At 72.1% G+C, this 11,079-nt stretch carries 7 protein-coding genes; 3 read left to right on the top strand and 4 right to left on the bottom strand.

Annotation, left to right across the window (positions count from 1 at the left end; genetic code table 11):
* Window positions 1–137 precede the first annotated feature (137 nt).
* The 3 genes from AB0I81_RS62985 to AB0I81_RS62975 all read left to right on the top strand — a co-directional run bounded on the left by AB0I81_RS62985 (window position 138) and on the right by AB0I81_RS62975 (window position 5,787).
* Window positions 138–1,367 (top strand): phospholipase D-like domain-containing protein, encoded by a 1,230-nt coding sequence (locus tag AB0I81_RS62985; RefSeq protein WP_360680228.1) that lies wholly within the window; start codon window positions 138–140, stop codon window positions 1,365–1,367.
* 136 nt (window positions 1,368–1,503) lie between these two features.
* Complete coding sequence (locus tag AB0I81_RS62980) at window positions 1,504–2,739, top strand: MFS transporter (protein WP_360680226.1); 1,236 nt, start codon at window positions 1,504–1,506, stop codon at window positions 2,737–2,739.
* A 144-nt stretch (window positions 2,740–2,883) separates the two neighbouring features.
* Entirely contained in the window at window positions 2,884–5,787 is a 2,904-nt protein-coding gene (locus AB0I81_RS62975; RefSeq protein WP_360680224.1) for an FAD-linked oxidase C-terminal domain-containing protein, read from the top strand.
* Between the two features lie 53 nt (window positions 5,788–5,840).
* Here AB0I81_RS62975 and AB0I81_RS62970 read toward each other — a convergent pair whose 3' ends face one another.
* From AB0I81_RS62970 to AB0I81_RS62955, 4 genes are read right to left on the bottom strand one after another with little or no spacing between them, the layout of a single operon-like run.
* Window positions 5,841–7,349 carry an aldehyde dehydrogenase family protein gene (locus AB0I81_RS62970; RefSeq protein WP_360680222.1) on the bottom strand — a complete coding sequence of 503 codons (1,509 nt, stop codon included), beginning with the start codon at window positions 7,347–7,349 and terminating at the stop codon, window positions 5,841–5,843.
* Window positions 7,346–8,737 (bottom strand): VOC family protein, encoded by a 1,392-nt coding sequence (locus AB0I81_RS62965; protein ID WP_360680219.1) that lies wholly within the window; start codon window positions 8,735–8,737, stop codon window positions 7,346–7,348. Before AB0I81_RS62965 ends, AB0I81_RS62970 begins: the two co-directional genes overlap by 4 nt.
* A 22-nt stretch (window positions 8,738–8,759) precedes the next feature.
* Window positions 8,760–10,313, bottom strand: coding sequence for an AMP-binding protein (locus AB0I81_RS62960; protein ID WP_360680216.1), 1,554 nt, complete (start codon window positions 10,311–10,313; stop codon window positions 8,760–8,762).
* A complete protein-coding gene (locus AB0I81_RS62955; protein ID WP_360680214.1) occupies window positions 10,310–11,077 on the bottom strand; it encodes an enoyl-CoA hydratase/isomerase family protein in 768 nt (255 codons plus the stop codon). The genes AB0I81_RS62960 and AB0I81_RS62955 overlap by 4 nt, the downstream gene beginning before the upstream one ends.
* Window positions 11,078–11,079 lie beyond the last annotated feature (2 nt).

Genomic DNA, 11,079 nt, shown 5'->3' with positions numbered 1-11,079 from the left:
ACCCACCGACCTCCAACTCCACCTCCTGGATCTCCTTGACATCGATCCACGAGACCTCCGCTGAAGATCACTCACATGCGGAAAACGGGGCTAGCGTCGTAAGGCGATCTTCCCGTCCCTCTGGGGAAAGGACCTCCGTGTCTCGCCGTCTCCTCGCCCTGCTCGCCGCCCTGTTCTTAGCCTGCGTGGCCGCCCCCGTGCCCGCGCACGCCGCCGTCACCAGCGAAGCCGTCTTCAACAACCCCGTCAGCGACAAGGCCGCCATCCAGAACCGGATCGTCCAGCTCATCGAGGGCGCCGACGCCGGCTCCACCATCCGGATGTCGATGTTCTACGCCACCGACGCCACCATCCCGAACGCGCTGATCGCGGCCAGGAACAACGGGCGCGACGTGCAGATCGTCTTCGACAAGACGATGGCGGGGACGGCGATCCACTCCTCGCTGGCCGCCGCGCTCGGCACCGACACCGCCCAGGGCTCGTGGGTGCTGGTCTGCCCGAGCGGCCGGGGCTGCATCGGCGACCGCCCGCTGTACGGGTCGGTGTCGCTGAACCACAACAAGTTCTTCCTGTTCTCCGGCACCGGCGGCACGGCGGACGTCGTGGTCCAGTCCTCGGCGAACCTGCACACCGGCCGCGACGGCCTGGGCGGCTGGAACTCGGCCCTGGTGCTCGCCGGGAACAGCGGCGTGTACGACGCCTACGCCGCGTACTTCACCGACCTGAAGAACCAGCGGGTGAACAACAACTACTACGACACGCGCGCGCCGGTGACCTCGGGCAACGCCAAGGTGCACTTCTATCCCCGGCGGGAGGGCACCAGTAGCCCGACCGACCCGGCCGAGGACACGCTGACCACGGTGCTGGACCACGTGCAGTGCACCGGCAACAGCTCGGTCGGCACGGTGGACGGCACGCACCGCACCATCGTCAGGGTCGCGATGGGCATCTTCAGCCGCACCCACCTGGCGCAGAAGCTGCTCAACCTGGACAGGGCCGGGTGTTACGTGGAAGTGGCCGTGAACTACAACAAGGACAGCGCTTCCGAGGTCTCCTCGATGAACGAGCTGGTCAAGACCACGGGCGCGTACAACGGCATCAATGTCCGCTACTACTGCACGGCCGATCCCATCTGGATTCACTCCAAGTACCTGCTCGTCGAGGGCAAGTACTACGGCGTGCCCGACCGCAAGATCGTCTGGACCGGCAGCCACAACTGGAGCTGGAACTCGCTGCGCCAGGCCGACGAGGCGCTGCTCCAGCTGGAGGACAACACGATCTTCGACCGGTTCCGCTCCAACTACTACACCGTCCGGGTCAGTTCCGGCATCCGCTCCGCGGGGAACGGCACCGCCGCGCGCTGCTGATACCCTGACGGACATGTTCGATCTTCGTGCCTAGAGAAGACCTTCCGCGTCGCCCGACGCGGAAACGGTCTTCCCATAGGTTTGCGGCGTCCCCGTGTGTTGTTCCGGCCGGACGCCGCCTTGTCGAGGAATCGTCATGTCTTCTTCTTCCGCGGCGTCCTACCGCGCCGTTCTTCAGGTCCCTCTAGCCGGCCGCACCTTCGGCGCGGCGCTGGTCGGCAGGCTCTCCTACGGAGTCGTCCCGCTCTCGCTGATCCTGGCCTTCACCCAGGCCACGGGCTCCTACGGTACGGCCGGCGGCGCCATGGCGCTGTTCGGGCTCACCAGCTCGTTGTTGTCCCCGATCCGGGCCCGGCTGATCGACCGGCACGGGATCCGCCGGGTGCTGCCGGCGATGGCGGTCGCGTACGCGCTGTCCCTGACCCTGATCGCGGTCCTCACCTGGCGGCCGGGGGCATCCGGCGCGGTGTTGTGGCCGCTGGCCGGCGTCGCGGGGGCGCTCACCCCGCCGCTCGGCCCCATCATGCGGACCCTGTGGAGGGACCTGCTCCCCGAGGGGCCGCTCCTGCACCGCGCCTACTCTCTCGACACCGTCGCCGAGGAGCTCCTTTATGTGACGGGGCCGCTGATCGCGGGGCTGGTGACGGGGCTGGCGCAGCCCGCGCTGGGGGTGGTCATCAGCGCCGCGCTGGTGACCGCCGGGTCGCTGGCCCTGGTGACCTCGCCCGCGACCAGGTCGCGGCAGGTCGTTGGCGGTCCATCGGTTCGCGGGCGGGCCGGGGCGCTCGCAGGTCTCGGCCGGCCCGTGCTGGTGACCGCCGGGGTGGGCATGTGCCTGGGCTCGCTGGGGCTGCTGATGGTGGCGTTCGCCGAGCGGCACGGGCAGATCGCCGCGGTCGCGTGGGTCGAGGCGGCGCTGGCCGCGGGAAGCGCCGTCGGCGGCCTGGCCTACGGCGCCGTCTCGTGGCGGCTCGGCCTGGAACGCCGGCTGCCCCTGCTGGCGGCGGCTCTGGGGGTCTGCCTGGTCGCCGCCGGTTTCGCGCCGAACCTCGTGGTGCTGTCGTTGCTGGTCGGCGTGGCGGGACTGTTCCTCGCGCCGGCGCTCACCACGGCGTACCTGCTGGCGGACCAGAGCGCGACCGCGGACTCCAGGACGCAGGCCGGCGCGTGGGTCAACACGGCGTTCAACACCGGCAACTCCATGGGCGCGGCTTCGGCGGGGGTGCTCGTCGGGCAGCTCTCCCTGGTCGCCTGCTTCGCGACCGGCGCGCTGCCGGCCCTCCTCGGCGCGCTCGCGGGGCTGGGCAGGTCCCGCGCGTCCGCCGGGACGCCTTCCCCGTCCGACGCCTCCGGGGCGACCGCCCGGAGCTGAGGGGCGAGCGTAAGCATGCCTTGCCCTGGCGGGCTTTTTCTTTCGTTCTTCGAGGTCTTGCGAGTGCCACCGCAGGACACGGAGTGTTGCTTCGACGCGCGAAGCTGTTGAGTACGCGCACGTTGGAACGAAGGAGCGATCGCTGTGACGGCGACAGTGCAGGGCCCAGAACGTCTCGACGCGGCGACCGTGAGCCGGGCGCTCCGCCGGGGCGACTGCGGCGAGGTGCACGGCGACGCGGGCCGACGGGCCCAGTTCTCGGCCGACGCCTCCAACTACCGCCAGATCCCGCTCGCCGTGGTCTTTCCCCGTGAGCGGCGGCACGTGCTCAACACCATCGCCACGTGCCGCCGCCTCGGAGTCGCGATCACCTCTCGCGGGGCCGGTACCAGCACCTCGGGCCAGGCCGTCGGCTCCGGCGTGGTCATGGACTTCTCCCGTTACTACAACCGCCTGCTGGCGCTGGACCCGGACGCCGCGACGGCGACGGTCGAGCCCGGCATCGTCCTGGACGACCTGCAGCAGGCCGCCGGGGAGCACGGGCTGCTGTTCGGCGCGGACCCCTCCACGCACAGCCGCTGCACGCTCGGCGGCATGATCGGCAACAACGCGTGCGGCTCCCACTCCCTCGCCTGGGGCCGCACCGCCGAGAACGTGCTGGAGCTGGAGGTGGTCACCTACGGCGGCACGGTGTTGCGGCTGGGAGAGATGACCCGGGCGGAGATCGACGAAGCGGTGGCGGCGGGTGACGACCGCGCCGAGCTGATCGCGGCGCTGCACCGGCTGGCCGAACGCAACCTGGCCACCCTGCGCACCGCCTTCGGGCGGTTCCCCCGGCAGGTCTCCGGCTACGCGCTGGAGTACCTGCTGCCGGAGCGGCGCTTCAACCTCGCCCGTGCGCTGGTCGGCAGCGAGGGCACGCTGGCCGTCATCCTCTCGGCCACGGTACGCCTGGTCGCGCCTCCCCCCGCGCGGACCCTGGTCGTGCTCGGCTACCGCGACGCCTGCGCGGCGGCCGAGGCCGTGCCCGCACTGCTGACGCACCGGCCGATCGCGCTGGAGGGGCTGGACCAGGCGCTGACCGACATCGTCACCCGCCCCGAGACCCGCCGCACGATCGACACGCTGCCCGACGCGCAGGCGTGGCTCTTCGTGGAGCTCGGCGGCCGGCCGGAGGAGTTGCCGCGGCGCGCCGGGGAGCTCGTGGCGGCGGCCGGGCAGGGCGCGGGCTTCACCGGCGGCGAGATCGTCACCGACGCGGCGCGTACCCGGTCGTTGTGGCGGATCAGGGAGGACGGCGCGGGCCTGGCCACCCGCCTGCCCGACGGGTCCGAGGCCTGGCCCGGCTGGGAGGACGCCGCCGTACCACCCGATCGGCTGGGCTCCTACCTGCGCGGATTCACCGAGCTGCTCGAAGCGCACGGGTTGCGGGGGGCCGTCTACGGGCACTTCGGTGAGGGCTGCCTGCACGTGCGGATCAACTTCGACTTCACCACCGGGCACGGCACCGCCGTCTTTCGCGCCTTCGTCACCGGCGCGGCCAAACTGGTCGCCGGGCACGGCGGCTCCCTGTCGGGTGAGCACGGCGACGGCCAGGCCCGTTCTGAGTTGCTGCCCCTGATGTACGACCGGGACGCCATCGCCCTGTTCGAGGAGTTCAAGAGCATCTGGGACCCCGGCAACGGGCTGAACCCCGGCATGATCGTGGCGCCGCTGCCCGTGGACGGCAACCTGCGGGTCACTCCGCGCCGTACCGCGCTGCCGCTGACCACGGTCTTTCCCTTCCACGCCGACGACGGCGACTTCGCCAAGGCCACCCGGCGGTGCGTCGGCGTCGGCAAGTGCCGCTCGGCCACGCCGCGCGGCGACGTCATGTGCCCCAGCTACCGCGTCACCCGCGACGAGAAGGACTCGACCAGGGGCCGCGCGCGGCTGCTGTACGAGATGACGCAGGGCGAGGTGATCACCGACGGCTGGCGGTCCACCGAGGTGCGGGACGTGCTCGATCTGTGCCTGTCGTGCAAGGGCTGCGGCACGGACTGTCCCGTCGGCGTGGACGTGGCCACATACAAGTCGGAGTTCCTGCACCACCACTACCGGGGCAGGCTGCGGCCCGCCTCGCACTACTCCATGGGCTGGCTGCCCGCGCTGTCCAGGATCGCCGCCCGCATGCCCCGCCTGGTCAACGCGATCACCGGGTCCCGGCTGGCGCCGGCGATCAAGCGGCTGGGCGGGATCGCCGCCGAGCGGGACGTGCCCCGCTTCGCCGGCCGTACGTTCCTGGCCTGGTTCCGCGCCCGCACCCCGGAAGGGGACGGGCACCGGGGTCCGGTGGTGTTGTGGGTGGACTCCTTCAACAACCACTTCACGCCGGACGTGCTCAAGGCGGGCGTCACGGTGCTGGAGCAGGCCGGTTACCGGGTCCAGGTCCCGGACGGCACCCAGTGCTGCGGGCTCACCTGGATCAGCACGGGACAGCTCAAGGTCGCCCGCCGCATCGGCCGGCGCGCCGTCACCGCGCTCGCCCCGGCCGTCCGCGCGGGGACCCGCGTCGTCGGCCTGGAGCCCAGCTGCACCGCGGCGCTGAGGACGGACGTGCCGGAACTGCTCGACGGCGACGCCGACGCGCGTGCCCTCGCCGGGTCCACCTTCACCCTCGCCGAACTGCTCCACCACCACACGCCGGACTGGCAACCGCCGCGCATCGACGCCGGCGCGATCAGCCAGACCCACTGCCACCAGCACGCGACCAGCGGCTTCACCGCCGACAGCGCGCTGCTGAAGGCCATGGGCGTGGACAACGAGGTCCTGAACTCCGGCTGCTGCGGCCTCGCGGGCAACTTCGGCTTCGAACGCGGCCACTACGAGGTGTCCGTCGCGGCGGGCGAGCAGGTCCTGCTGCCGGCCGTGCGCGCCGCCGAGCCGGAGACCGTGGTCCTGGCCGACGGGTTCAGCTGCCGGACGCAGATCGCCCAGCGCACCGACCGCGACGCCACCCACCTGGCGCAGCTCATCGCCCGCGCCCTGCCCCATGGCATGCGCGGCTAGGGCCGGCCGCGCCCCAGGGAACCCCGGGGGCGCGGCCGGCCCGTTCTCGCGGGTCAGAGGAAGCTGACGTCCTGGGCGAGTACCAGTTCCTCGGCGTAGCTGACCGTGTTGGTGGCCCGCCGCATGTACGCGCGCCAGGCGTCCGAGCCGGACTCCCGTCCGCCGCCGGTCTCCTTCTCGCCGCCGAACGCGCCGCCGATCTCCGCGCCGGAGGTGCCCGCGTTGACGTTGACGATGCCGCAGTCGGCGCCGTCGGCCGACAGGAAACGCTCGGCCTCGCGCTGGTCCCGCGTGAAGATCGCCGAGGAGAGGCCCTGGGGCACACCGTTGTGCAGGTCGATGGCCTCCTCCAGGGTGGAGTAGGTCATCGCGTACAGGATCGGGCCGAAGGTCTCCTGCCTGACGATCTCGCTCTGCGCGGGCATGCGTACCAGTGCGGGCCGCACGTAGAAGGCGCCGGAGGCGTCGTCGGTGAGTTCGCGCTCGCCGCCCGCCAGGAGTTGCCCGCCTTCCGAGGCCGCCTGGGTGAGGGCCGCGCGCAGCCGGTCGTGCGCGGCCTCGTTGATCAGCGGGCCGACGAGCGTCTTGTCGTCGAAGGGGTCGCCGACGGGCAGACGCCGGTACGCGGCGGCGATCCGGTCGATCAGCTCGTCGGCGACGTCCTCGTGCACGATCAGGCGGCGCATGGTGGTGCAGCGCTGCCCGGCGGTGCCCGCGGCGGCGAAGACGATGGCGTTGACGGCCAGGTCGAGGTCGGCGGCGGCGCTCACCACGGCGGCGTTGTTGCCGCCGAGCTCCAGGATGGTACGGCCGAAGCGGGCGGCGACGCGCGGCCCGACGGCGCGGCCCATCCGGGTCGAGCCGGTGGCGGAGATCAGCGGGACGTCCGGCGAGTCGACGAGCTGCTCGCCCACCTCGGGGCCGCCGATCAGCAGCCGGTGCAGGCCGGCGGGCGCGCCGGTTTCGGCGATGGCCCGGTCGAGCAGCGCGGAGCAGGCCAGCGCGGTCAGCGGGGTCTGCTCGGATGGCTTCCAGACGACGGAGTTTCCGCAGGTCAACGCGATTGCAGTGTTCCACGACCAGACCGCGACGGGGAAGTTGAAGGCGCTGATGACGCCGACCACGCCGAGCGGGTGCCAGGTCTCCATGAGGCGGTGGCCGGGGCGTTCCGACGGCATCGTGCGGCCGTACAGCTGCCGGGACAGGCCCTGGGCGAAGTCGCAGATGTCGATCATCTCCTGGACCTCGCCGAGCGCCTCGGAGCGGATCTTGCCCGCTTCGATGCCGACGAGGTCGGCGAGCTCTTCGCGGTGCTCGCCGATCAGCTGGCCGAGCCGCCTGACCAGGGCGCCGCGTACCGGTGCCGGGGTGTTGCGCCACTGCAGGAAGGCCTCGCGGGCGGACGCGACGGCGGACTGCACGTCCCCCGAGCCGCCGATCCCGAACAGCGGCTCGCCGGTGACGGGGCTGCGGGCGGTCAGCACGTCGCCGTCGAGGTCGCTCACCCCGCAGCGGGTCAGCGCGGCGCGGGCCTTGTCGCGGAGGGTAGCGGTGTCGATCATGATGTCTCCTGAAGCCGGTCCTGCGTCTGGCGCAGCGATGCGCGGCTCTGCTCGGCGTAGAGGTCGGTGGGTTCGTGCACGGTTCGTTCCAGTACGTTGGCCATCCAGCGCGCGTCCCGCCCCGATCCTTCGGCGGTGCTGTCCCTGGAACCGTTCCCCGCGAGGTTGGACTGGAAGATTCCGGCGGCCGATCGCGGCAGGAAGTCCTCGTAGACGATCGGCTCCACGCCGATCCAGCCGCCGCGGATCAGCCCGGCGACGTCGGCGGGGGGCCGCTGCCCGTCCCTGGGCCGATCCAGCGGGCGGTAGCGGAAGTAGCCCAGCTCCTGCCCGGCCAGCCCGGCCTCGTTGTCCGGCAGCCGCTCGGCCCACACCGCCTGCGCGACGTCCTGCCTGCGCGCGCCCGGGGAGGCGGCCAGCCTCGCGTCGACCTCGGCGAGCATGGCGTCGTAGCGGTCGCGGCCGGCCGGGGTGAGCGCGATGCCGCGGGCCTCCACCTCGCCGAAGCGCACGCGCAGCGAGCCGGGCTCGACCTGCCCGTCCGGCAGCCGGAAGCGGCGTGGTTCGGCCAGCGCGCGGAAGGAGGTCTGCCGCAGCAGGATGTCGGGCCCGTGCCAGCGCGGCGGGCCCTGGATCTCGTCGATCATCTCGATGCCCCGCTCGGACATCCGCCGGTAAAGGTCGTCGATGTCGAGCACCCGTGGCGTCAGGTGGTTGATGTGGGTCGAGGTGACGCCGCCGATGTCGGCGGCGACGCTGGAGACGCCTTCGAGCCGCCGGTACCAGGCCCGGTCCACCGGCTCGGTGGACAGCTCGAAGGCGGCCGTGGCCAGCTTGAGGAACCGTCTGGCCTCGGCGGCGGGCAGCTCGCGTTCCCGCTCGGCCCTGGCGGCCAGCTCCAGCAGCTCCGGCGGGAAGAGCTGCCTGCGCTCCAGGAACGCCTCCAGCTGTTCCCGCAGGTCGGCGTCGAAGAAGCGGCGGTCGTCGGTCGTCAGGATCGAGGTGAACACCCGGAACGGGTTGAGCGCCAGCTCGCCCGCGTCGATGGGCCGGAAGGCGGTGGAGACCACCGGGATCGCGCCGCCGGGCGAGTCCCGCAGGTCGTAGAACCCGACGGGGTGCAGCCCGAGCGCGGCGAACACCTGCGCGACCTGCCGCAGTTCGCGCGGCGTCCCCACCCGGATGGCGCCGTGCCGCTCCGCCGTCACCCGGTCGATCGTCCCGAGGCGTTCCGCGGCGGCGCCCTCCCGGCGCAGCACGTCGGTGTTCACCTCGGAGGAGACCTCGACGAGGGTGGTGTAGGCGGGCACCTCCTGGCCGTACATGTCCGACAGCGAACGGGCGAACGCCGCCCGCAGCCGCCAGGTGGGAACGGAGGTCGGGGTCAAGACTGGGTCCTCTCCACAGGGGTCAAGGCTGGGTCCTCTCCATCGTCCAGGCGTCGAAGCAGTCCTCCACGGACCGCGGCAGCCTGCTCTTGATCACTCGTTCGCTGGGCGTGCGCGGGAAGTCCGCGACGAAGGCGACGTACCGCGGCATCTGGAAGTCGGCCAGCCGCTCGGCGCACCAGTGGATCAGTTCGGCGGCGTCCAGCCCGGCGCCCGTCGCGGGCCGGATGAACACCTTGATGTCCTGCTCGCCGATCTCGGCCGGCACGCCGATCATGGCGCTCTCGGCCACCGCCGGGTGGGTGTTGATGACGGTCTCGACCTCCCAGGCGGACACGTTCTCGCCGCGCCGCCGTACCGAGTCGACCGCCCTGCCGATGAAGTGCAGGTTGCCGTGCTCGTCGAAGCGGCCCAGGTCGCCGGTGCGCCACCAGCCGCCGCGCCGCGCGGCGGCGCTCTTCTCCTCGTCGCGGAAGTAGCCGGGCGTCACGACCGGCAGCCCCGCCGTCCTGACCACGATCTCGCCGCTCTCCCCCGTGGGCACCTCGGCCCCGTCCTCGTCCTGTACGGCGGCCCGCAGGTACGGCAGCACCCTGCCGACCCCCGCCTGCGGGCCCTCGGTGTTGACGGTCAGGAAGCTGGACGCCTCGGTCTGCCCGTAACATTCCGCGATCCGCAGCCCGAAGCGCCGCTCGGCCTCCAGCCAGGTGCCCGTGGTCACACCGCCGCCCCAGGCCATCCGCAGCCGGTGGGAGAACTCCGCCTCCGACGGCGGCCTGTTCAGCAGCACCTGGAGGATGCCGCCGAGCTGGTGCACGTGGGTGGCGCCGGACTCGCGTACCTGGTCCCAGAACCGGGAGGCGGAGAACTTCTCCACCATCGCCAGCGAGACCGGGCGCAGCAGCGGCACGAACAACATCTGGGCGCCGCCGACGTGGCACAGCGGCTCCCACAGGAAGAACACCTCGCCCTCGGCGGGGGCGGTGGTGAACAACACGCCGAGCGCCGAGGTCCGCAACATCCGGTCGGTCACCTGGACGCCCTTGGCCGGTCCCGTGGTGCCGGAGGTGTAGATCAGCGCCACCACGTCCTCGGGGCCGGCGCTGTGTGCGGGGACCGGGCCGCCGGGCTCGCCCAGCCAGCTCAGATCGGGCCGGTCACCCGCCCGGTCCCTGACGATCACCGGTGGCCCCGGCTCGCCGACCAGGTCCGCGTGCGTCCTGTCCACCAGGATGAGCGCCGGGTCGCCGTCCCTGAGAACGTGGCCGAGCGCCGCCCCGCGCAGCCGGGGGTTGACCGGCAGCCAGGTGGCGCGCAGCACGATGAGCGCCAGGATCACCACCACGTGGTCGGGGTGGTTGGGCAGCAGCACGGCCACCCGGTCGCCGCCCCGCACACCGCGGGCGGCAAGGCGGGCCGCCGCCGCGTCCACGTGCGCGGCCAGCTCCCCGACCGTCGTCACGGACCCGCCGAACTCGCAGTACGGCGAGCCCGGCCGGTCCTCGGCGGCCCGTGCGAGCAGGCCGGGGATGACCGCACCCGCGATGATCTCCTGCCAGTCCGCCGGGGCTGTCACGCCTTCCGCCTCGCCGCGAAGAAGTCGCGCATGACCTGCTGGGGCTGTCCCGAGGCCCACGCCTTCCTGTCGATGGCACGGGCGGCCTCGAACGCCTCCCACAGGCCGGGGGTGACCAGGTCCCGGTAGCGCTGCTTGGTCAGCGCGATCGCCACCGACGGCTGCTCGGCCAGCTGCCCGGCGACCTTGATCGCCGTGTCGAGCACGTCGCCCTGCGGGACCAGGTGGTGGACGAGGCCGACCTGCTTCAGCTCGTCGGCCTCCATGAGCCTGCCGGACATCATCAGCTCCAGCGTGCGCGAGGTGCCCAGCGCGCTCGTCGTCAGGTACATGCCGGTGATGCTGGGAATGCCCGACGACACCTCGGTCTGGCCCATCCGCACGCCGGGGTGCGCCACGCGTACGTCGCACAGCAGTGTGAGCTGGTATCCGGAGCCCGCGGCGACGCCGTTGATCGCGGCGACCACCGGCTTGTCGATCTCCAGAATCGCGCGGTAGAGCGCACGGAAGTTGTCCAGCCAGCCGTCCACGTGCTCGGGACCGAAGTCGGCCGTCTCGGCCAGGTGCTGGCCCGCGCAGAACGCCCGGTCGCCGGCCCCGGTGATCACCACGGCCTTGACACTGGCGTCGGCGGCGAACTCGCCGAACCTGCGGCGCACGGTGTCCTGCATGGCCATGTCCCAGGCGTTCAGCGAGGCGGGACGATTCAGGGTGAGCACGGCGACCGCGCCTTCTTGCCGTACGAGGACGTCGTCCTCGGTCATGT

This window comes from Nonomuraea sp. NPDC050404, assembly GCF_040655495.1.
Taxonomy (GTDB): Bacteria; Actinomycetota; Actinomycetes; order Streptosporangiales; family Streptosporangiaceae; genus Nonomuraea.
This window is presented reverse-complemented; position numbering and strand designations above follow the sequence as displayed.